Raw genomic sequence first — 22,661 nt, forward strand, 5'->3', positions numbered from 1 at the left:
GCCGATTTTGTGCGCTGCCGGGATTTGACCTGTCGCTGGCCTGGCTGCGACCGCCCGGCTGGCGACTGCGACCTGGATCATACGATCCCCTACGCCGCCGGCGGGCCTACCCACGCCGCCAACCTCAAGTGCTATTGCCGCACCCATCACCTCGTGAAAACGTTTTGGGGCTGGCGGGAACAACAGTTGCCCGACGGCACCCTGATTCTGCAATCCCCTTCGGGGACAACCCATGTCACCACCCCCGGCAGCGCACTGCTCTTTCCGAGCCTGTGCCGCGCCACCGGTGGCATGCCCGCGCCCGAAGCCGACCCACCACAGGACTACTGCACCGACAAGGCCGCGATGATGCCCAAACGGCGCCGCACCCGCGCCCAAGACCGGGCCCAGCGCATCGCCGCCGAACGCCGCAAGAATCACCATGCCCGTCTCACCCCGCCCGCCGAACGGAGCAGCGTGATCGGGCCGGCCCCACCCCCTACCGACGACGAACCACCGCCCTTCTAGCGTCGCTAGGTCGCCCGGGGGTGCGCTCCGGCCCACACCTCTCGCAATGCGTGAACGGTGACCAGCGTGTAGATCTGCGTCGTCGTCACCGAGGCGTGACCCAGTAGCTCTTGCACCACCCGGACGTCGGCGCCACCCTCCAAGAGATGCGTGGCAAACGAGTGGCGCAGCATATGCGGGGACACGCCCGACGTGATGCCGGCCCGCTCGGCCGCATCCTGCAGCACCTGCCATGCGCTTTGTCGCGACAACCGGCCACCGCGCGAGTTGAGAAAGATGGCCGCCGTGCCCCGGCCCCGCCGAGAAAGGTCCGGGCGCCCGCGCACCAGATAGGCATCCAGCGCGTGCACCGCCGGACGCCCTATTGGCACCAGCCGCTGTTTGCCGCCCTTGCCGCGCAACAACACCGACCGTGCTTGGGTGTCGATGTCGTCAACGTCCAGCCCGACGGCTTCGGAGATCCGAGACCCGGTGGAATACAACAGCTCCAGCAGCGCCCGGTTACGCAGGGTCAGCGGGCCGTCGGCCGGGTTCTCGCCGCCGGCGGCCTCCAGCAGGGACAGCACCTGGTCGATGGTCAGGCTCTTGGGCAACCTGCGACCCGGTGTCGGCGGCCGGACCGCGCGTGCGACGTCGGATGCTGCCATCCCTTCGGCGGCAGCGAACCTATGCAACCCACGTACCGCGATCAATGCCCGAGCCGCCGACACCGCAGACAGCGCCGCTGTCCCATTGTCGGGATCTCCCCGCCGCAGGCTCACCAAGAAGTCGCTGACGTCGTCCTCGCTGACCTTGCACAGATCGGTGATCCCCCGGTCTTCGAGGTGGTTGGAGTAGCGGCGCAGGTCGCGACGGTAGGAACTCAAGGTGTTCGCCGCCACCCCACGCTCGATCGTCAGATGGTCGAGATAACCCTGCAGTTGGTGCTCCAACGTCAGCGTGGTCACTGTACGGTCTTCCGCGCCATGAATGCCCTAGGCTTGTCGATCCACGGGCTATCCACCGAGCGTGGCTGGGCCAATCCGTTGGTGACCGCGTGGGCGGCCAAAATACCGGCTACCGCAATGGCATTGACGATTTCGCCGGTGAGCACCTTGCGGGTGGCCTGCGCAAGCGGAAACCACTGCAACGTCATGTCGGCTTCTTCATGATGCGTCTCGGGTTTTTCTGCCTCACTGAGCCCGGTGGCCAGATACACCCGCACCGACTCATCGCTGAAGCCCGGTGTGGAGTCGAGGTCGACCAGCACCTGCCATCTGCTGGCCTGCAAGCCGGCCTCCTCCTGTAACTCGCGAGCGGCAGTCAGGTGCGCCGGTTCGCCTGAAGCATCAAGCAGCCCGGCGGGCAACTCCCAAAGCCGCCGGCCCAAGGGGTGGCGATACTGATAGACCAGCGCGATGTTGTCGTCGTCATCGAGCGCCACAACCGCGACAGCGCCGTAGTGTTCGACCACCTCTCGTATCGCGGTGGCATCCCCCGGCATCCGCACCCAGTCCCGGCGCAGTGCGAAAATTGCTCCGCGGTAAATGATTTCGGACGATAGCGTCTCGAATTCGTGTTCAGCCACGGGTTGCGGGTTCCGGTAACGGCTGGCCGACACCACCGCGATGCTCGTTCCCGTTGGACACACGCTCAGCGATCTGTAGGTCGACAGGCAGTAGCTCCGCCCCCTTGTAGTCGATAGCCGCACTGACAAAGGCAACGAACAGCGGATGCGGCCGAGTAGGCCTACTCTTCAACTCCGGGTGGGCCTGAGTGCCGACCACGAACGGATGTTGATCAGGCGGATACTCGACGAACTCGACCAAGTGGCCGTCTGGTGAAGCCCCGGAAAACCGGAGGCCGCTTTCGGCGATCTTGTCCCGGTAGGCGTTGTTCACCTCGTAGCGGTGCCGGTGCCGCTCGGACACCTTGGTTGATTGGTAAGCCTGGGCCACAATAGAATCCGGCTCCAGCACTGCGGGATAAGCGCCCAGACGCATGGTGCCGCCAAGATCGGCTTGGCCGGCCACGATGTGTTCCTGATCGGCCATCGTCGAGATCACCGGATCCGGTGTATCCGGATCGAATTCGGCCGAATTGGCCTCGGTGAGACCGACCGAGCGGGCGGCTTCGATCACGATGCACTGCAAGCCCAGACACAGCCCCAACACCGGCAAGCCCCGTACCCGTGCATACTTGACCGCAGCGATCTTGCCCTCAATGCCCCGGATGCCGAACCCGCCAGGAATCAGCACCCCGTGCACGTCGCCGAGTGCGGCCGCGACACCGCCGTCCGTCTGGCAATCGTCGGAGCCCACCCACTCGACTTCGACCTTGGCGCGGTGCTTGAACCCGCCTGCTCGCAACGCCTCGATCACCGACAGGTAGGCATCAGAGAGCTCAACGTACTTGCCCACGAGAGCGATTCGAACCGTCTCTTGCGGCTCGTGCACCCTGCGCAACAGGTCGTCCCACTCGGTCCAGTCGACATCGCGGAACGGCAGGTTGAGCCGCCGGACCACAAACGCGTCAAGTTCCTCACGATGCAGCACCTTGGGGATGTCATAGATCGATGGCGCGTCTGGCGTGGAGATGATGCCGTCAATGTCGACGTCGCACATCAAGGCGATCTTGTTCTTCAACGCTTCGGGGACATCGCGATCGCTGCGCAAGATCAGCGCGTCCGGAGTAATACCGATACTGCGCAACGCCGCCACCGAGTGCTGAGTCGGCTTGGTCTTGAGCTCCCCCGACGGGGCCAGGTAGGGCACCAGCGACACGTGCAGAAAGAAGACGTTTGCGCGCCCCACGTCGTGACGCACCTGGCGTGCGGCTTCCAAGAACGGCTGTGACTCGATATCACCGACGGTGCCGCCGATTTCGGTGATGACCACATCAGGGCGGCGACCAGCAGAGTTGGGTTCAGCCATCGCCATGATGCGCCGTTTTATCTCGTCGGTGATGTGCGGAATCACCTGCACGGTGTCGCCGAGGTATTCGCCGCGGCGCTCCTTGGCTATCACGGTCGAATATACTTGGCCAGTCGTGACATTCGCTGAGCCGGACAAGTCGCGATCGAGGAAACGCTCGTAATGCCCGACGTCGAGATCGGTCTCGGCGCCATCCTCGGTGACAAAAACTTCGCCGTGCTGGAAGGGGTTCATGGTGCCGGGGTCGACGTTGAGGTAGGGATCGAGCTTCTGCATGGTGACCTGCAACCCCCGGGCGGTCAACAGCTGACCGAGGCTGCTTGCGGTAAGTCCCTTGCCGAGCGAAGAGGCGACACCGCCGCTGACGAAGAGGTGCTTCGTGACGGTTTGCGGATGCTTACGCAACTTCAGCGACCTCCGTGAAGACGGGCAGGGCTTTTATGGGCCTGCCGACCCACGGAAACCCACCCTAACATCCGCGACGCCGGGCAGCGGCGAACACGCCCTACCGGGCCTCACAGCCGCTTATTGCGGGACCGTGACCGATGTCGCCCCATGACCGGTCCCGTAGTGTGCCGGATGGATGCCGTTGACCAGATCATGCAAGGCCAGGATCGCGGTGATGCGCCCAGGCGCGCCGTCAACGTCATCGACAGTGCTGATCGTCGCCGCCATGCCGGCATCAGCGCGGGCAACGGCGACCGCGGCGCTGCCGGTCGATGATCCATCCCGGCCGGCGAGCACCGTACCGGAGCCGTGTGGCGCCAGCGCAGCGGCGAACCGCGCGACACTGACTCCCTGATTGCCGGCATCGGTCGGCAGCGACCCACCCGTGATGACGATGGCGGCGTTTGACGTTCCAAAGTGGTCAGCGGGCTGATAGCTGATAAAACCGGTTTCCCGCAACGCGGCCAGCACCGTGCCGCGCTGCGCATCATCTACCTCTGGAACCGGCGGAGCATCCGGCTTGGTGTTGATCAGTAGTGCGATCCCGAGCAGATCGCCGGCCTGCGAACCTTGGTCGACGAGCCTGGTGCTCAGCTGTGTTCCGGCCGGCAGGATGGACGAGTTCACCACCGAACGCAGCTTCTCCGCAGAGTTGGCTTCGACAAACTCCTGGGTCAACGAGACCGTACCGGTGACCGAACCACCGGCCTGGCCGATGATTTTCGACACTGCAGCGACATCATCGTCTTTGGCATCTGGGGTTCGAAAGAGCACCACGGTCTTGCCGGCCAACGCATCGTGCACGATCCGGCCCAGCACCTGCTCATCGAAATCATTAGCCGCGCTGAGCTTTTCGTTCAGCGAGTTGCGTTGATCGTTGAGTCCGTTGACCTGGGCAGCCAGGTCGCGCTTCTCGTTGCGCAAGCTGGACAACACGGTATCGGAGAAGAAGCCGGAACCCAGCACAACGCCGATGGCCAGCGCCAAAAAGACGGCAGCCAGCGAGATCGCATGTTGGCGTAACGAGATCATGAACACCGTCCTCGGAAGAACTACGTCACTAGGTTCTGCACCCAAACAGAGAAGCGGTTCCAGTAGTCGATGATCCAGTGCATCACTACGCCATCGGTGCGTGACACCCACAAGACAACGATGACGGCGATCAGCATCGTCAATGCCAACAGCGCAATAGCGCCGCCCGAAATGTGGTTGCGATAGAGAGTGGCGACTGCCTTGGCATCCACCAGCTTCTCCCCTACCCGCAGTCTGGTGAGGAACGTCGACGGATTACTCTGCGCACGCGTCCTGTCGAAGAAGGTCTCGATGTTGGCGGTATGACCGGCGGTAACCAGCAGTGCGGCCCCGTGGTGATCGGCAAGCAGGAGCGCTAAGTCGATTGCCGAGCCGGCAGCCGGGAAGGTCATCGCCCCGACGCCCAGATCCTGGATTCGTTCCAGCCCGGGGGCGTGACCGTCGGCGTCGGCGGGCAACACCACCTGCGCACCGCATTTGAGTACCTCGGTGCTGATTTGGTCGGGGTCGCCGACGATGAGTTGCGGACGATAACCGGCCTTGCGCAATACATCCGCGCCGGTGCCGACACCCACCAGCACCGGCTGGTACTCCTTAATAAACGGCCTGAGAGATCTCACATCGTCGGCGGCGCTGTCCTCTTCGCCGACGATCACCACGTGCCGGCGGCGCATGTCGACGTCGGTGTCGGGGATGCCGATTCCGTCGATCAGCAGCGGGCTCTCACTGCGGATAAATTCAATTGTGTTGCCGGCGAACGCTTCTAGGTGGGCGGCCAACCCGCTTTTGGCCTCCCGCATCAGATCGGCGATGTCGTGGTCGGTACGTTCGGTACCGCGGATCAGCCGGCGTTCACCGGCATACACGCCGCCTTCGTATAGGCGGATCTTGGAGCCGTCCTTGACTTTCTTGAAGATGTCTGGCCCAGTCTCGTCGATCAGGGTGACACCGTTGTTGACGAGCACCTCCGGGCCCAGGTTGGGGTAGCGGCCCGAGACGGACGATGAAGCGTTGACGACGGCGGCGACGTCAGCTTCGACCAGCGCGTCTGCAGTGATGCGGTCCAGATCCAAGATGTCGAGGACCACGATGTCGCCGGGGCAGACCCTGCGCAGCAGTCGGTCGATATTCCGGTCGACGCGAGCGGTGCCGACCAGGCCCGGACGGGCAGTGTTTCGGGACAGAAGCGCTGACATCTTCATGGGGCGATTGTGTCCGTGATGCTGGGCTGGCGCGGGGAGGCGCGCCGTAACATCAGCCCCATAAGTTATATGACGCCACAACTGTCACACATGGTCTCACCGAACGTCGAGTTGTTGGCCAAATCGGGTTGGAAAGGCAACAACAACTCGACGTTGGGTGGCTACATCGCGACCTTGGCTGGCTAGATCTCGTCGTTTTGCGCGGCGTCCAGCAGCTCGCGGGCATGTGCCCGGCCGCTGTCTGACTCGCCGAGCCCGGCCAGCATCCGGGCCAGCTCGGCCACCCGCTCGTCGGTGCTCAGCCGCCGCACACCGCTGGCCCCTGTGCGTCCGGTGCTGTGCACCATCAGGTGCACGTCGGCGTACGCAGCCACCTGGGGCAAGTGCGTGACCACGATGACCTGGTGGGTTCGCGCCAGCTTCGCCAAGCGCCGTCCGATCTGAACGGCCGCCCAACCGCCGACCCCGGCGTCGACCTCGTCGAAGACCATCGTGGTGCCCGTTGCCGACCCGGCCAGCACCACTTCCAAGGCCAGCATCACCCGAGACAACTCGCCACCGGATGCGCTCTTGGCCAACGGCAGCACGGTCATCCCGCGGTGGGCGGCGAAGCCGAACTCGACCCGGTCGATGCCGTCGACGCCAACGCTGACCAGCTCGCCCGAAGGCAACATCAGCGCGGCGGCGTTGTCCTGCTCAGCTAGATCAGTGGTCACGGCAATGGTGAATTCGGCCTCGGCCATGGCCAGGCCGGCGAGCTCCGCGGTCACCTCTTTGGCTAGGCGCTTGGCCGCCCTACGCCGAATCGTGCTGAGATCGATTGCCGCTTGGGCTAATTCGCGTCCGAGTTCTTCGGCTCGGCGTTCCAGCGCCACCAGGCCTTCTTCGGAAACGTCGAGTTGTGCGAGGCGGTCACGAGAGTCCTGCGCCCACCGCCGTACCCCGTCGATGTCGGCGGCGTACTTGCGGGTCAAGGTACGCAGTTGGGCTTGGCGGGCAAGTTTGGCATCCAGGGCGCTGGCATCGGCGGGCAGCTCGTCGACGTAGTTGCCGAGTTCGCCGGCGGCATCGATAACTATTGTCAGCGCCTCACCGACTTGTTCGGCCAGTGCGCGCAGCGTGGCATCGTCGGTCGATGCCAGCGTTGCCTGCGCCCGGCCCAAACTGTCGGCCACGCTGGCGGCGAACGCGTCGCCGGACGCGCCCGATAACGCCGCGCGGGCGGTCGACGCCGCTTCGCGCAGTGTGTCCAGCTCGGAGAGCCGAACGATGTCGGCGACCAGCGTATCGTCTTCCCCCGGCTGCGGGTCGACGGCGTCGATCTCGTTCAGCGCGAATTGCAACCGGTCGGCTTCTTGAGCCAGTTCGCGGGTTCGGTTACGGCGGTCAGCGAGGTCGCGCCGCGCCGATAGCCACGCGTCGCGCAGCTTGCCGTAGCGCTCCAGCGCGGGGCCGGTGGCCGCGAAGCGGTCTAACGCGCCTCGTTGCTCCTCCGGCCGTATCAACCGCAACTGGTCGTTCTGCCCGTGTAGAGCGAGCAGCTCATTGGTAAAGCCGCTGAGCAATTTAGCCGGCACACTGCGGCCACCGAGATAGGCGCGCGACGGTCCGTTGCTGCTGACCGAGCGCAGCGCGATCACGCTGCCGTCCTCGTCCCGCTGCGCCCCCGATGCGTCCAGGATCTCGTCAAGTTTGGCCGCCATGGCGTCGTCGAGATCGATCGTGGTGAACCGGCCTTCGACGACCGCGCGGTCGGCTCCGGACCGAACACGGGTCGGGTCGGCGCGCGCGCCGCCGAGCAGGTGCAACCCGGTTACCACCATGGTCTTGCCGGTTCCGGTCTCGCCCGTGAGCACACTCAGGCCGCGATCGAACTCAGCGGTCGCCACGCTGATAGCACCCAGCGACTCGATTCGTATTTCAGTCAGCACCAGCTATTTCCCGCGCCAACCCGTCACCGGCAGCTGGAACTTGGTCACCAGGCGGTCGGTGAACGGCGCGCTGTCCAGGCGCGCCCATTTCACCGGAGTTACGCAGCGGGTTACCTCGAGCCGGCCTCCGGCGGGTATCAGCATTTCGCGGCGGCCATCACAAAACACCAGCGCATCGTGTCCATCCGCCTCTATCTCGATCGCGATGGTCGCCTCGGGACTGGTGACCATCGGCCGCCCGAACAAAGCGTGCGCGTTATTAGGCACTACCAGGATCGCCTCGAGGTCGGGCCACAACACCGGGCCGCCCGCGGAGAACGCGTACGCGGTTGACCCGGTCGGCGTCGACACCAACACGCCATCGCAGCCGAAGGTCGACACCGGCCTGCCGTCGATCTCGAGGACGACCCCTAGTACACCCAGCCGTGGGCCCTTTTCCAGGCTCGCTTCGTTGAGGGCCCAGCCCTGTTCGATGACGCGGCCCCCGTGGCGCACGACAACGTCCAGGGTCAGCCGGTCTTCCACCCGGTAGTCGCGTGCCACCATGTGCTCGAGCACCAGGTCGATCGCCTCGGCTTCGGCCTCGGCCAAGAAGCCGATCCGGCCTAGGTTGACTCCAAGCACCGGGATGTTGGCGTTGCGGGCCAGCTCGGCTGCCCGCAGGAAGGTGCCGTCGCCGCCCAGTACCAGCACCAACTCGCAGCCCTCGGCAGCGTGCGGATCCGCGTCGACCACCGTGACGTCGACGCCCCGGGCGCGCATGTCGTCGGGTGCGACGCGCAGCGAGCCCCGGTCGACCGCCTCGGCAGACAATACTCGAAGCGCAATTTTGTTGTCGCCCAATACTTTTTCGACGCGTCGGGCGGTCTCGGTTGCTTCGTCGCGGCCGGTGTGGACCACCATCAAAACAGTGCGTTCGGTCATCGAGGGCCGGCTTCGATTGCCTGCCGCACCGCAGCCACCAGATCGTCATCAACCAGTGCCCGATCGGTCTGCGCGCGCAACCATAGGAAGTATTCGACGTTGCCGGAGGGGCCGGGCAGCGGGCTGGGAGTGACGTCGACGGTGTGCCACCCCAGCTCCTCGGCACGCCGAGAAACACCCAAAACTGAATCCGCACGCAACTGGGGATCATGAACCACCCCGCCGGGGCCGACCTGGCCCTTTCCCACCTCGAACTGCGGCTTCACCATGGGAACGATATCGGCGCCGGGGCCAGCACAGCGAATCAGCGCCGGCAACACCGTGCCCAACGAAATGAACGACAGGTCAGCCACAATCAGGCCCACGGGCCCGCCGAGCTGCTCGGGCGACAAATCCCGTGCGTTGGTCCGCTCGACGACAACCACCCGAGGATCATTACGCAGCGACCATGCCAGCTGGCCATACCCGACATCGGCGGCAACCACTTCGGCAGCACCACGGTCCAGCAGAACCTCGGTGAACCCGCCTGTCGACGCCCCCGCATCCAAGCAGCGCCGCCCTCGGACGGAAAGCGCGAACGCGTCCAACGCGCCGATGAGCTTGTGGGCTCCACGAGATACCCACATGCGTTCGCTGTTCGCGGCGACAGTCAGGGCCGCGGTGGCTGCCACGGCGGTAGCAGCCTTGACCGCCGGCAGGCCGTCGATACGCACCTTGCCGGCGCCGATCAATTCCGCAGCCTGCTGACGGGATCGAGCTAGGCCGCGCCGGACCAGCTCGACGTCAACGCGGACACGCCGTGCCACCGGTGCACTCAGCCTTTCTCCGCCGACTCGAGAGCAGCCAACAACATATCGTGGGCCTCGGAAAGGCGACGCGCGATGTCTTCCAGCTCGGCAAGCGACGGCCCGTTGGCCGCATCGGCGACGTCTGGCAGCTGGGCCAGCAGGGTTTCGATTTCAGAGCGAATCTGATCAGGATTAATGGTCATTTGAGTCCTACGCTAGTTGTCGGCTAGTCGCCGTGCACCAGGGACCAGCGGCCCAAAGCGGCGCGGGCGCGCTCATCGCCCGCCTCGATACGGAGTCGCCGCCCTGGGAAGTCGGTGCAAGCGGCGTCCCATACTGCGCGTGCGACGGCGCGAACGACCGACAAATCATCCCCGCCTTGGTCGCCGTTAACGCGCACGGTTATCACCTCATCGGCAACATCGACGCGCCAGCCCGACTGCGAACCTACTGCGAGCACGTTGGCGTCCTGGTGTAGGCAGCGCAGATCGTGACCGATGTAGGTGGGCCGCTGTCGCGGTTCTGCGTACACCGCGTCTCGAGCACTGTTGACCCCACTCAGCACCATCAGGCTGGGCAGCCCCGCTGCGTTCGCACCTTCGATGTCAGTGTCCAACCGGTCGCCGATCACCAGCGGTGCGCGGCAGTGAGCCCGCGCCACGGCGTCTGCCATCAATTGCGGCCCCGGTTTGCCAGCCACTCGCGGCTCGGCACCGGTAGCAGTTCGCAGCGCCGCCACCAGAGATCCGTTGCCGGGCAGCAGGCCTCGCTCGGTGGGCAAGGTCGGGTCGATATTGGCCGCCACCCACAGCGCGCCAGCGCGGATGGCCAACGCGGCCTCGGCAAGATCGGGCCAGCCAATGGTCAGCGAAAGGCCCTGGACGACGGCAACCGGCTCGTCAGCCCACCGCCGCACCGGACGCAGCCCGACGGCGTCGATTTCATTGGCCAAGGCCTCGGTGCCAACGATGAGGACTTTGGAGCCCTGCGGCAACTGGCCGGCTAGCAGCTGGGCGGCGCTCTGGGCGCTGGTGACCACGTCCTGGCCCGCAGCCGTGAAGCCGAGCTCGCGCAGATGCGCGGCGACCTCGTCGGCGCTACGGGACGCGTTATTGGTGACAAACAGCTTGCGGCTTGGCACTTCAGCCAACGATTGAACCGCACCTTCGGTGGGCTCGCGTCCGCGAAACACCGTCCCGTCCAGGTCGATCAGGAGGCAGTCATATTTCTGCGCAATGCTATTCACCACTCGTCAGCCCAACTCGTTGACACGGTCTTCGGCGTCGGTGACACCTTCGACATCAGCAGCCGCCGAGCGCAAGAACCACTGCAACGCTTCGTCGTGACGGTCAAACGCCAGCAGCGTCTCGGCGTAGGCGTAGAACAGCCGCGCAGCCGTTGAGCCCGTCCGAGCCGGGTCTAACTGCGGCGTCGACAGCACGGTCAGCGCCTGCTCCAGCTGCCCCAGATCTGCACGCGCACCGGCGACAACAATGCGCAACTCGTCGGCGTCATCCCCGCTAAGCTGTGCCGCCTCGGGTCCGCGGGCCAGTTCGATGGCGCGCAGCGGGCGGCCCACGCCGCGTTCACAGTCGGCGATTAACGCAAGCAGCGGGGATTTGCTGCCCATCCGTCGGGCAGCACGCAATTCGGCGAGCGCCTGAGCCCAATCGCCACACCGGTACGCAGCAATTCCGACGGCTTCGCGGACGACAGCGATCCTGCTGGACCGGGCCCGCGCTGCACGGGCGTGGCTTAGCGCGGCTTCGGGGTCCTCGTCGATCAGCTCACCTGCGGCCACCAAGTGCCGTGCCACGGCATCTGCCGTGGCACGGTCCAGCGTGCTCAGCTCGCGCCGGACTTCGGGCGCCAACTGCTTGGCTTCCACGCCCGGCGGGATGGCGGGTGCGCTGTGAGGTGCCGGGGCTGCGTCCGACCAGGGAACGTCATGCTTCCGCTGTGAACTACGGCGCGCCGCACTGCCCGATGCCGGTCGCGGTCGCCGCTCACCGCCGCGACCATGCCTGTCATCGACCACTCGCTAGAGGTTACGGGGCTAGCGGACTGGCTCACAATCACGATCAGGCCTGTAGCCGATGCGGCATCAGCGGGGATATCACCGCCGGGCAATACGTGGCGATCGCGACAATGGTGAACGCAGCTGCCGCATCACCAGACATGCCGTAGTTTTCGGCCATTCTTGCGACGACAGCATCGAAGGTCCCGCCAGGCTGGACCGCCATCGGACACACCGACCGACCCATCGCCATCGTCGTCACCGGTTGGCTGTAGGCAATGCCGGCGTTGTTTAAAGCCATCAGGAAGGCGTTTCCCATCATGTCGGCATGGATCGGCGCCGCCATAGTGGCAGACACACCGAATACGCCGGCGGTCAAAGCCAGCAATCGAAACGCCAAACCCGGTGCCGTCATCACCGTGAATACAGTGCTGAACAACAGTCACATTCACAACACGGTGCGGTAAAAGTTGGCACACTTACGTGTTTTGCCGCCGATCCTGCGTGCGAAGAGGACTAGCGGCGGCGCGGCAACACCGCTCCCGATTGTCCGCCAATCGGGGGATACGCCTGTCGTGCCGTTGGCGGGTCTGGATTCCCCCCCGACGATCAGCTAGTCGTGGGATACCGCGGAGGCTGTATGCCTTCCAGAATGGGTCCTGTAACGGAACGGATGCATGCCAATCCGCATTAGGTGTATGGAAGTGAGGAGGTGACAACTGTGTCTCACGAACTTCTGTTCGGCGATGAGAACGAAGCTGCCTACTCCGCACCGGCGTTCCACGCAGGCGCCGCCGAGTAAGGACTCGTAACCGCTAAATCTTCGGCGGGGATCTCATCGCCTCCCACCCCCCAAGTTTGAGATCCCCGCCGAATCACTATGAGCAATCGACATTACATCGAAGTGAAGGCCAACCGCATGTCCTATGAATTGTTGTTTTTCGAAATCGAGGCGACCCAATCGGCTCCGTATTTCCACGCCGACGCCGGAGAGTGAGCTAGGCGTTCAGCGCTAGAACTTCGGCAGGGGTCTCGTTTCCCCACCCCCCCAATCGAGATCGCTGCCGAATCACCAAGCCAGCGGGGTCTCATCGCCGCCCCTCCCCTTGCGATGAGATCCCGCTGGATTTTCCCTCTTCGCGACCCCGCTTAACGCCCACCATTAGGACCTGCAAACCAAGTAGCGTGAAGCCATGCCGCACCTGCCCACGCTCGGTGATCCGCTATCAACGGACGCGCTGATAGGTCCTGACTGGACCCATTGGCCGGCACGAGTATTGGGACATGCAGACCCCACCACCATTGGACACCGAGCGGGCACACATCGCATCATTTCCCCGGACCGGACCTGGCAGGCGGTGCAACCACTGTTGGAACGCGCCGGTATCACCCGTGTTGCCGACCTGACCTGGTTAGACGATCTCGGAATCCCTACCGTGCAGGCCGTGCGGCCGGCCTCGCTGACGTTGTCGGTCAGTCAGGGCAAGGCCACCACCTACCGCGCCGCCCAGGTATCAGCCGTCATGGAATCGCTGGAAAACTGGCACGCCGAAAACATCACCCCGGACCTGCTATCCACGGCCACAACGGATCTCGCTGCTGAATTGACCTATGACCCAGCACACCTGAACCGGCCGGCCGGCAGTTTCTACCATCTCGGCGCCAAACTCGACTGGATGACCGCGACGACATTGCTGACGGGCCGCCGAACCTTCGTTCCCTGGCTGGCCGTCCTCGTGAACGTCGCGGTCAGCGACTCCTGGGGACCGCCGATATTCGGCATGGATACCACCGGATTAGCCTCAGGCAACAGTTATTACGAGGCCACCTTGCACGCGCTGTACGAGATCATGGAGCGCCACGGCATGGCCACCGCCGAGCCTGGGACAACTTTGTTCGAGGTGCCCCTGGACGACGTCGCCCGCTCGCAGTGCGCCGAGCTGGTCGAGATGATTCAACAGGCCGGAAGCGCACTGCAGGTTGCCCGCATCGACAGCTGGGATGGGTTCTATTGCTTCGCCGCCGAGATCACCTCCCCGATGATGGAGGTCCCTTTCAGCGGCAGCGGACTTCACCACGACCCCAACGTGGCTTTGGCCCGGGCGATTACCGAAGCCGCGCAATCGCGCCTGACAGCCATCAGCGGCGCCCGCGAGGATCTGCCCTCGGCGATCTACCAGAGGTTCGCCCGGGTGCACACGTTTGCCCCGGCTCGCCGTTCGATGCGGTCGATGCCGAGCGCAGAACCCACGCCTTGGCACATCGAGTACACCGACTCGCTTGCCGACCTGCTGGCCTCGGCGGCGACGGTCATCACCACCCGGTCCGGCATCGAGCCGCTGGCGGTGGTGTGCGACTTCGCTGACGCGTGCGTTCCCGTGGTGAAGGCTATTGCTCCCGGGCTGTCGGCATCGATAATTTCGCCGCTGCGCACCCCGTTACAGGAGCATGGATGACCGCGAGCGGACGGATCGTCGTCACTGCTGGGCCGACGATCGGCGTTGACGATATCCGCGCTGTGGTGCCCCATGCAGAAGTGGTGCCGCCGATAGCGTTTGGACAGGCCCTCGGATACGGATTGCATCCTGGCGACACATTGCTCATTGTCGACGGACTCTTCTTCCAGCACGCGTCGGTGCGGCACAAAGAATTGCTGACCCTGCTCGACGACGGGGTACGGATCGTCGGTTCGTCGAGCATGGGCGCGTTGCGCGCAGCCGAGCTACACCCGTTTGGCATGGAAGGCTATGGGTGGGTCTTCGAGGGTTACCGGGACGGGCTACTGGAAGCCGACGACGAGGTGGGCATGGTGCACGGCGATCCCGAAGACGGTTATCCGGTCTTTGTCGACGCGCTGGTCAACATTCGTCAGACCGTGGCGCGAGCTGTGGCGTCTGACGTGATATCGGCGGATCTGGCGGGCCAGCTCATCGAAACCGCGCGCAACACACCGTTTACCCAACGCACTTGGAATCGACTGCTGGACTCCGTTGGCGCTTCTGAAAGCGACTGTCTCGCAACGCAATTAAGGTTGCTGCGGGTCGACATCAAGCACGCCGACGCGGTCCTTGCACTGGAAAAAGTCGTCAGTGGTCAGAGCAGTTGCGTGACCCGGCCGGGCCCACCCCCTACCGTATGGTCAGAGCGGTGGCGGCAGCGGTGGGCGCCGCCCACAGCCGTATCCGTAACAACGGATAACGGTGCGGAGTCAACCGTCGACATCCTCGACGTCGACGTACTGTCGTTGCTGAGCGTATGCGCGACCGATCGGTGGGCATACCTTCCCGCCCTTGAGCAAGTCGCCGCCTGGTATTGGAGTCTGATCCATCCCGACGACGGTGGCAGCGTGCGCGAGCGGGCCGCCCGGGCCGCCGCCGAGATAGCGGCCGACGGTTATGAGCGCTCGCTGGAGATCGTCGCCCACCGCTACGCGGTAGCCACCGGCATCATCGACGAGTCCGGCTTTCCCGAGCATGTTAGGGCACACTGGCTGACCACCGAGGAGAACGCAAGCCTTCGCGACGACCCGATTGCGGTCTCGGCGCGGCTGACCACCCGCACGCTCTTCTTCGCCCGGTCGCTTCCGGCTGTCCAGCACTTCCTCGACCTCGTCCGTGCCGACCCCCGATTACCCGAATGGCGCGCGATGGCCGCACGCGCCGTGGCCCGCCGCGACGAATTAGCCCGTCAGAAACCGCATTTGAACTTGCGACGACCGGATCCCATGCAACTCAAGCGCCTTTTCGGTAGCCGGTGGGGCACCGAGGTGAATCGCATCGAGCTGGCGCAGCGTGGCCTGATGACCGAGGATGCCTTCTATTCCGCCGCCACTCCGTACGCAGTGGCAGCCGCCGACGATCAGTTGCCCGCTATTGAAGTTGGGTCCTTGGGTTCTGCCTGAGCAGCGCGCTGTCAGCCAACTCGCTTCACACCGGCGATATGCCGCTTGCCACGGCGCAGCACCAGCCAGCGGTCGTGCAGGAAATCCGATGCCTGCGGCGTCCATTCGTCGTTGTCGATGCGAATGTTGTTGACCGACACCCCGCCCTCGCTGATCGTGCGTCGAGCTGCCTTCCTGCTCTCCGACAGGCCGCTGGCCACCAACAGGTCGACGATTCCGTCGGGACTGCCTGGTTTGAGTTCAGCGACCGGCGTTTCGCGCAGCGCTGCAGCCAGGGTCGCCTCGTCGAGCCGGTCCAGCTCGCCCCGCCCGAAGAGCGCCTGACTGGCGTGCTCGACTGCCGCGGTGGCCGCTTCGCCATGCACCAAATCGGTGAGCTCAGCGGCGAGCCGCCGTTGGGCGAGGCGTTGTTGCGGGCGCTCAACCGTGGCCCGTTCCAGATCGGCCAATTCGTCTGCAGACAGGAAAGTGAACCACCGCAAATACCGGATCACGTCCGCGTCGGCGGTATTGACGAAGTACTGGTACCAGGCGTACGGGCTGGTCAGTTGCGGGTCCAGCCACAAGCTGCCGCCGCCGGTAGATTTGCCGAACTTGGTGCCGTCGGACCCAGTCACTAGCGGGACGGTAAGCGCATGCACTGTGGCACTAAGCTTTTGGCGCACCAGCCGAACGCCGGCGATGATGTTGCCCCACTGATCCGAACCACCGATCTGCAGGACACAGCCGTGGCGCCGGTACAGTTCGACGTAGTCGTTGGCCTGCAGCAGCAGGTAGCTAAATTCGGTGTAGGAGATTCCCTCCCCGTCAAGACGGCGCCGGATCGTGTCGCGATCCAGCATGACATTGACCGAGAAGTGCTTGCCGACATCGCGCAGAAATTCGATGGCGGACATCGCCGCGGTCCACTCAATGTTGTTCTCGATGATCGCGCCCGTCGGCGAATCGTTGAAATCGACAAAGCGTTCCAGCTGCGCGCGGATCCGGTCAGTCCAGTCGGCGACAGTGTCGGCATCGTTGAGGCTGCGCTCGCCGGTGTCACGCGGGTCACCGATCAGGCCGGTGGCGCCGCCCGCCAGCATAATCGGGCGGTGCCCCGCCCGCTGAAACCGCCGCAACGCCAGCAATGGCACCAAGTTTCCGGCATGCAGGCTCGCCGCGGTCGGGTCGAACCCGGCGTAGACCGTCATCGGCCCGCGCTCAACCTCGGCGGCCAGCGCGTCAAGATCGGTGGACTGCGCAATCAACCCACGCCAGCCCAGCTCGTCGAGGATCATGGTGCAAGAGTCTTCCAGGGCAGGGCGCCGCCAACCGAGCCGGGCTCCGGCCGACGTGCCTTGACCCGCTATCGTGTCGGCAGCAAGTACGTCTCGCTATCCGCTGGCAGCCGCGCTCGATGATTTCGCATCACGCCACCAGCCATGTGAATCCGCTAATCGCTGGCACCCGGCGCGGGCGCTCGTGGACTGCGGCGATACGCCGAGACTTCCGGCTGGCCGGCAAGCCACAGCCGCCAGGGCCGGTCGGCGGCCTGGCTGACTCCGACTCGGGGACCGGACAACGTGCCGCGGGTTTCGCTGAGCCGTAACGTCACCGGGCTGGCTGGATCAAACAGATCAATACCATTGTCCTCCATGGTGATTCCTAGCGCTGAGCACAGATTTCCCGGACCACGCGCCAGGGCAGCGGTACGAACCAGCTCGCCACGCCGAGACCTTGCGACCTCGGCACCCTCGGCTATGGCGCAGGCCCTGAGCAACACAGCGGCGGCCGTGCCGTCGGGACCGCACGCCACATTGGCGCAGACATGGATGCCATGGCTGCGATAGGTGTAGAGCCGACCAGGCGGCCCGAACATCACGGCGTTTCGGCCGCTGCGGCCGCGGTAGGAGTGTGCGGCGGCGTCGGGCCAGGGACCGTCCGGTACCCCGCCGTAGGCTTCAACCTCCACGACAATGCCGCTCACCCCCCGTCCTGTGAGAGCGGCGCCAAGCAGTCGGTGCGCGGCAGCGACGGGGTCAACGAACAGGTGCTCAGCGCTCATCGGTACAGATTGTGCCCCGGTGCTTGACACCCATGAATAAGGGGTCGATATTCATCCTATGATGAGTTCATCCAGTGATGAATTACTCCGCGACGGTGCGGAACCGGCGATTGCCATCGATCACTTGACGGTCAGGCGCGGCAAACACCTTGCTGTGAAGGACGTTTCGGTCCGCATCGCTCGCGGCTCGATCACCGGTTTGCTCGGCCCGTCCGGCTCGGGCAAGACCACCCTGATGCGCTGCGTCGTCGGCTCCCAGATCATCACCTCGGGTTCGGTGCGCGTGCTGGGCCACCCGGCTGGTTCGTCGCCGTTGCGCCACCGGGTCGGCTACATGCCTCAGGACCCGACCGTCTACAACGACCTGCGGGTGATCGACAATGTCCGCTACTTCGCCCAACTCTGCGGGATCGACGGTCAAGCAGCCGACGAAGTGATCGACGCGGTTGCCTTGAACGACCACCGCTCCGCGCGCTGCGCCAACCTTTCCGGTGGCCAGCGGGCCCGCGTCTCATTGGCCTGCGCGCTGGTCGGCCGGCCCGACCTGCTGGTGCTCGATGAGCCGACCATCGGCCTGGACCCGGTGCTGCGGGTCGAACTCTGGGAGCAGTTCATCGCGCTGGCGCGGCGTGGCACCACGCTGCTGGTTTCCAGCCACGTGATGGACGAGGCCGACCGCTGCGGCGATCTACTGCTCATGCGAGAAGGGCGAATACTGGCCCACACCACGCCAGGACGACTACGGAAGGAAACCGGATGCACATCACTGGAGGACTCGTTTCTGTCCATCATCCGACGCACCACCACCGTGCCCGCAGCCGGCTGAGCCTGCAGAGTTATACCGCCACTACCGCACGGATCCTGCGCCAACTGGCCGCTGATCACCGCAGCATCGCGATGATCCTGTTGGTGCCGGTCCTGGTCATTACACTGATGTACTTCATGTTTGACAAAGTCCCGCATCGTCCGGGCGCTCCTTCCGGGTTCAACACTGCCTGCCTGGTGCTGCTGGGCCTGTTCCCGCTGTTTGTGATGTTCGTGATTACCGCGATAACCATGCAGCGCGAACGGGCGTCAGGAACGCTGGAGCGAATCCTGACTACCCCGCTGCGTCGGCTTGATCTGCTCGCCGGCTACGGGACCGCATTCTCGATCGCGGCCACGGCCCAAGCCACGCTGGCCTGCATGGTGGCGTTCTGGATCCTTGGCTTCGATACCGCAGGCAGCCCGGCCTGGGTGTTTGTGATCGCGATCATCAACGCCGTCTTGGGCGTTGGGCTGGGCCTGCTCTGCAGTGCGTTCGCCCGCACCGAGTTTCAGGCCGTACAGTTCATTCCGCTGGTGATGGTGCCGCAGCTGCTGCTCGCCGGCATCATCGTCCCACGGGCATTGATGCCGACCTGGCTGCAGTGGATCAGCAATGTCATGCCGGCCAGCTATGCACTAGAAGCGCTCCAGCAGGTGGGTGCACATGCTGAGCTGACCTCCATCACGGTCCGCGATATTGCGGTCGTGTCGATTTTCGCGGTCGCGGCGCTGTGTCTGGCCGCGGTGACGTTGCGGCGCCGGACGCCGTAGTGGCCGGGCCTCGACGTAGCGGGCGGCCCGCTGGCAACTCAGATACCCGCGAGCGCATCCTGGAAAGCGCACGAGGCCTGTTTGCGCACAATGGCTTTGACAGAACTTCGATACGGGCTGTGGCTGCGGCAGCGAGCGTAGACGCGGCTCTGGTGCACCACTACTTTGGCACCAAACAACAGCTTTTCGCCGCTGCCACCCATATGCCGATCGACCCGATGACGATTCTGTTGCCGATGCGGGAAACGCCGACCGAGGACCTCGGTATCGCACTGCCGTTGATGTTGCTTGGCCTATGGGATTCCGAGATGGGCCAGCGGTTGGTCGCGGCGGCACGGTCGCTGTTGGTAGGCAACGACGTTGGTCTGCTGCGGGCGTTCTTCGAAGACTTGGTGACCAAAGAGTTGGGGTCGCGTGTCGACAATCCCTCAGGGATGGGCAGCATTCGCGCTCAGCTGGTCGCCTCCCAATTGATGGGCGTGGCCATGGCGCGTTACATCGTCAAGATCGAACCGTTCGCCTCTTTGCCTGCAGAGCAGCTGGCACACATGATCGCCCCAAACCTGCAGCGTTATCTCACTGGGGATCTGCCGAAAGTCCTTGCCCCGTAAACCGAGCGTGCTCCTGTTCACTGACGTCGCGGGCCTGGTCGACCAGCAAGACCGGGATGTCATCTTCGATCCGGTAGGCACGGCGCAGCCGTGGGTTGTACAGGGCTTTACCGTTATCCACCAGCAGTAGCGGGCCCTGGTCAGCCGGGCACACCAGGATGCCCAATAGCTTCTCGTCAAGCATCGGCGGTCTTCTGGCCGCTGAGCTCGGTGCGCGCCCCAGGTGTCAGCCGGCGGAACTCGTTGCTGACGGGGTCGAAAAACCACGCCTGGCGCCCGGGCTTGGGGATCCCGGCGGCCCGCAGTGCGCTGACGGTCGGCCGGTAGGTGGCGCTCAGCGACAGCTCGGGCACCACGTGGACGAGATCGGGACCCAACCCGACCGGCATCTCCGCTACGGCTTCGGTCAAGTCGGCCGCGGTGATGGTCGCTCCCGGCCGCAAGGTCACCGCCGCAACTGCAAGCTGGTGGCCTTTGATTGAGACGCCATAGGTCACCGCGATATCGACGCCGGTAAGGAGTCCTAAGGCGTCAGTAACCGGCTCGGGGTAGACCATTCCGCGTTTGGTGCGAACGACCGAGCCGCGCCGGCCGACCAACCAGTAGTCCCTGTCTTGATCGCGGTAGAACAGATACTCGGTGGAGATCCAGGTGTCGGCCGGGGCAAAGACACCGCGTTTGACCGACGCCGTCGGATCGATGGGTCCGCTGGCGTGCGCCAGCAGCACACCGACCTGGTTGACGTCGGCGACTTGGACGAATCCACGTTCGTTCTCCAGGATCAAGTCATGCTCGGCGTCATAGGCGCCGAGCTCGACACGTCCGGCGCCGGGCAATGGGCGGCCCTTGCTGCCGATTTTGACACCGGACACGTTGGCCAGCACCGCCTGTCCGTCGGTGGTGGCGAAGAACTCGACGACGTGTGCCGGTGCGAACGCGTCGATGACCCTTTCCCACAATCCGGTTGGCATACCCGATCCGATGAACAGCCGCACGGGATGGTTGCCCTGTAGGGAGAAGTCGGGATCGTCGACCACGTCGCGCAGCATGGCCCAGGTGTAGGACACGACGGTGACGCCGTACCGGCGTACCTCGGCGACGAACCGGTCCGAGCACAGGCCGCGGGACAGCGCGATGCGCGTTCCGCCCACGACTGCACCGCCCAAGCTGACCAGCAGCGCGGACTCGTGGTGCAGCGGCGTCAGGCAGTACACGGTGTCTCTGCGGTCCAGGGCCGCCGTCGAGGCGGTACCGAACGCCGACACCGCCCAGCGGTAGTTGGTGATCTGCTTGGCGACCAGCTCGCCGCCGATCGCGCTGAACGCGATAAATGCCAAATCCCTTGCCAAACCCGGGTTCTGGCGGTACCAAGCGGGCAGCTCGACGGCATCGGGGTCGATTTGTTCCATGTCGATGACGTCGGCGTCCTCAGCTAGGTCCAGATCCCGGGACTCGCCGCCGCCCAACACCAGGATTTGACCCGGCAATTGTCGGGCCGCGCTCAGATTGGTGGGGTCGGTGATGATCTCGGTCGCTCCGCCGAGCCGGACTTGCGCGGCCAGGTCGACGTCCTGGCGCATCAGCACCGCGACCGCGCCCAACCGAGACAGCGCCGCGGTTGCCACCAGCGCGCTGGGTCGCGTCTCCATCAGCACGCCCACCTTGTCGCCCTGCCGTACACCCACCTCGATCAGGCCGCGAACAACGTTGTTGATGCGTCGGTTCACGGCCTCGTAGGTGTGCACACGGTCGTCGAACAGCAGGAATTCACCCTGCGGTGCCTCGTGCGCCTGCTCGTCGATGATGCGGCCCAGCGAGATACGGGTGTGGTCGTTCAGTTGGCCCAATCTTGCTAGGCGCGGCAGTGTGCGGACAGTTTCGACGGCCAACGTGCGCATGGATTTGTTTGCGGCAATCACGGCCTCGGCCGCACCGCGGGCCATCGCCAGCGCCGCCTCGGAGACCTCGCCGATGCCATGCGCCACTCGGGAGCTGAACGCGACACCGCTGTCATGGTGTTCGGCGGGCTGCTCCATCATCAGACTGATGCTCGCCGGCTTGTCGCCCTCACTGGAGATCCAGCGCACCCAATCGGCGACGACCGGCCAGCTCTGTTGCGCTGCTCTGGATCCCACCACGAGGCCGAAATGACCTGTGCGGATGAGACATTCGTATACATCAGCGTTGGGGGCGGCGCGCCGGATGCCGCGCACTGAAGCCGGCTGACCGATGTCGTCGACCTCACCGACGAATGCCAATATGGGGCAGGTGATGTCGGTGAGCGTCACCATTTGGCCGTTGATGGCAAACCCGCCCGTCATCATTCGGTTGTGGGCGATGAACTGTTTGAGCAACTCTGAAATCGCGGGGCCGGACCAGGCAATCCAGCCTTCGGACTCGAGGAATCTACGCTGCTGTTCCCGCGGCAACAACGCCTCACGGTCGTGCAGTTGACGCAGAAAGTCGACCCGCGCCTTGGCGGTCTTGAGCGGATCCATCATCTGAAAACCGGTGCGCGCCATCCAGCTTGGGATAGCCAGTCGATTGAACACGTGATCAGCCATGAAACTGGCGGCGGCCGCGCCGAGGTTGGCCGGGATACCCATCGGCAATGCCGCCAAGGTGTCCACCGGCGAGCCGAACGCGACGACGCTGGCGATGTTCTTGGAACGCCGGTAAGCCGCGACCTGGTAGCAGAACATCCCGCCCTGCGAATAGCCGACGAGGTGAACGTCATGGCCGGTGGCGTCGCGCACTGTGTCGATGG

General features: G+C 64.6%; 22 protein-coding genes. 6 read left to right on the forward strand and 16 right to left on the reverse strand.

Features of this window, described 5'->3' with window-relative positions; all coding sequences use genetic code 11:
• Positions 1–507: HNH endonuclease signature motif containing protein (locus tag F0Q45_RS14140; protein WP_149654541.1), on the forward strand; the 507-nt coding region annotated here is incomplete at its 5' end.
• A gap of 5 nt (positions 508–512) precedes the next feature.
• Here F0Q45_RS14140 and xerD read toward each other — a convergent pair.
• The 12 genes from xerD to F0Q45_RS14200 form a co-directional block, all read right to left on the reverse strand.
• Positions 513–1,454: a site-specific tyrosine recombinase XerD gene (gene xerD, locus F0Q45_RS14145; protein ID WP_149654542.1), complete on the reverse strand. Its 942-nt coding sequence runs from the start codon at positions 1,452–1,454 to the stop codon at positions 513–515.
• Positions 1,451–2,074, reverse strand: coding sequence for an NUDIX domain-containing protein (locus tag F0Q45_RS14150; protein ID WP_149654543.1), 624 nt, complete (start codon positions 2,072–2,074; stop codon positions 1,451–1,453). Before F0Q45_RS14150 ends, xerD begins: the two co-directional genes overlap by 4 nt.
• Positions 2,067–3,824, reverse strand: coding sequence for a CTP synthase (locus tag F0Q45_RS14155; RefSeq protein ID WP_149654544.1), 1,758 nt, complete (start codon positions 3,822–3,824; stop codon positions 2,067–2,069). Before F0Q45_RS14155 ends, F0Q45_RS14150 begins: the two co-directional genes overlap by 8 nt.
• Before the next feature lie 120 nt (positions 3,825–3,944).
• Positions 3,945–4,898 carry a copper transporter gene (locus F0Q45_RS14160; protein WP_149654545.1) on the reverse strand — a complete coding sequence of 318 codons (954 nt, stop codon included), beginning with the start codon at positions 4,896–4,898 and terminating at the stop codon, positions 3,945–3,947.
• A gap of 20 nt (positions 4,899–4,918) precedes the next feature.
• On the reverse strand, positions 4,919–6,100 hold the full coding sequence (gene steA / locus F0Q45_RS14165) for a putative cytokinetic ring protein SteA (protein WP_149654546.1): 1,182 nt from the start codon (positions 6,098–6,100) through the stop codon (positions 4,919–4,921).
• A 182-nt stretch (positions 6,101–6,282) separates the two neighbouring features.
• On the reverse strand, positions 6,283–8,031 hold the full coding sequence (gene recN, locus F0Q45_RS14170) for a DNA repair protein RecN (protein WP_149654547.1): 1,749 nt from the start codon (positions 8,029–8,031) through the stop codon (positions 6,283–6,285).
• Positions 8,032–8,034: 3 nt separating this feature from the next.
• On the reverse strand, positions 8,035–8,955 hold the full coding sequence (locus F0Q45_RS14175; protein ID WP_149654548.1) for an NAD kinase: 921 nt from the start codon (positions 8,953–8,955) through the stop codon (positions 8,035–8,037).
• Positions 8,952–9,761, reverse strand: coding sequence for a TlyA family RNA methyltransferase (locus F0Q45_RS14180; protein ID WP_149654549.1), 810 nt, complete (start codon positions 9,759–9,761; stop codon positions 8,952–8,954). The genes F0Q45_RS14175 and F0Q45_RS14180 overlap by 4 nt, the downstream gene beginning before the upstream one ends.
• A gap of 8 nt (positions 9,762–9,769) precedes the next feature.
• Positions 9,770–9,946: a hypothetical protein gene (locus tag F0Q45_RS14185; protein WP_149654550.1), complete on the reverse strand. Its 177-nt coding sequence runs from the start codon at positions 9,944–9,946 to the stop codon at positions 9,770–9,772.
• 23 nt (positions 9,947–9,969) lie between these two features.
• Positions 9,970–10,989, reverse strand: a complete 1,020-nt coding sequence (locus tag F0Q45_RS14190) for an HAD-IIA family hydrolase (protein ID WP_149654551.1) — start codon at positions 10,987–10,989, stop codon at positions 9,970–9,972.
• 6 nt (positions 10,990–10,995) lie between these two features.
• Entirely contained in the window at positions 10,996–11,781 is a 786-nt protein-coding gene (locus F0Q45_RS14195) for a tetratricopeptide repeat protein (RefSeq protein WP_149654552.1), read from the reverse strand.
• Positions 11,782–11,824: 43 nt separating this feature from the next.
• Positions 11,825–12,175: a DUF732 domain-containing protein gene (locus F0Q45_RS14200; protein WP_149654561.1), complete on the reverse strand. Its 351-nt coding sequence runs from the start codon at positions 12,173–12,175 to the stop codon at positions 11,825–11,827.
• 778 nt (positions 12,176–12,953) lie between these two features.
• On the opposite strand from F0Q45_RS14200, the gene F0Q45_RS14205 reads away from it, so the two are divergent.
• Together F0Q45_RS14205 and F0Q45_RS14210 are read left to right on the forward strand one after the other, a co-directional pair.
• Positions 12,954–14,216, forward strand: a complete 1,263-nt coding sequence (locus F0Q45_RS14205) for a YcaO-like family protein (RefSeq protein ID WP_149654553.1) — start codon at positions 12,954–12,956, stop codon at positions 14,214–14,216.
• Positions 14,213–15,661, forward strand: coding sequence for a TfuA-like protein (locus tag F0Q45_RS14210; RefSeq protein ID WP_149654554.1), 1,449 nt, complete (start codon positions 14,213–14,215; stop codon positions 15,659–15,661). Before F0Q45_RS14205 ends, F0Q45_RS14210 begins: the two co-directional genes overlap by 4 nt.
• Before the next feature lie 11 nt (positions 15,662–15,672).
• Here the strand turns inward: F0Q45_RS14210 and tyrS are convergent, their stop codons facing one another.
• Positions 15,673–16,938 (reverse strand): tyrosine--tRNA ligase, encoded by a 1,266-nt coding sequence (tyrS, locus tag F0Q45_RS14215; RefSeq protein WP_149654555.1) that lies wholly within the window; start codon positions 16,936–16,938, stop codon positions 15,673–15,675.
• Between the two features lie 155 nt (positions 16,939–17,093).
• On the reverse strand, positions 17,094–17,705 hold the full coding sequence (locus tag F0Q45_RS14220) for a DNA-3-methyladenine glycosylase (RefSeq protein ID WP_149654556.1): 612 nt from the start codon (positions 17,703–17,705) through the stop codon (positions 17,094–17,096).
• A 58-nt stretch (positions 17,706–17,763) separates the two neighbouring features.
• Here F0Q45_RS14220 and F0Q45_RS14225 point away from each other — a divergent pair, with 58 nt between their 5' ends.
• The 3 genes from F0Q45_RS14225 to F0Q45_RS14235 are packed head-to-tail and all read left to right on the forward strand — an operon-like array spanning position 17,764 to position 19,894.
• Positions 17,764–18,531: an ABC transporter ATP-binding protein gene (locus F0Q45_RS14225; protein WP_149654557.1), complete on the forward strand. Its 768-nt coding sequence runs from the start codon at positions 17,764–17,766 to the stop codon at positions 18,529–18,531.
• A 2-nt stretch (positions 18,532–18,533) separates the two neighbouring features.
• Entirely contained in the window at positions 18,534–19,283 is a 750-nt protein-coding gene (locus F0Q45_RS14230; protein WP_188112941.1) for an ABC transporter permease, read from the forward strand.
• Entirely contained in the window at positions 19,244–19,894 is a 651-nt protein-coding gene (locus F0Q45_RS14235) for a TetR/AcrR family transcriptional regulator (RefSeq protein WP_373424983.1), read from the forward strand. The genes F0Q45_RS14230 and F0Q45_RS14235 overlap by 40 nt, the downstream gene beginning before the upstream one ends.
• Here the strand turns inward: F0Q45_RS14235 and F0Q45_RS14240 are convergent.
• Both F0Q45_RS14240 and F0Q45_RS14245 read right to left on the reverse strand, forming a co-directional pair.
• Positions 19,860–20,078 (reverse strand): Trm112 family protein, encoded by a 219-nt coding sequence (locus F0Q45_RS14240; protein ID WP_149654559.1) that lies wholly within the window; start codon positions 20,076–20,078, stop codon positions 19,860–19,862. The two genes, F0Q45_RS14235 and F0Q45_RS14240, sit on opposite strands and share 35 nt — an antisense overlap.
• Positions 20,071–22,661 (reverse strand): acyl-CoA synthetase (locus tag F0Q45_RS14245; protein WP_149654560.1); only part of this gene is annotated, 2,591 nt, incomplete at its 5' end. The genes F0Q45_RS14245 and F0Q45_RS14240, both read right to left, overlap by 8 nt.

Origin of the sequence: Mycobacterium simiae, from assembly GCF_008370645.1 — a bacterium.
Classification (GTDB): domain Bacteria; phylum Actinomycetota; class Actinomycetes; order Mycobacteriales; family Mycobacteriaceae; genus Mycobacterium; species Mycobacterium simiae_A.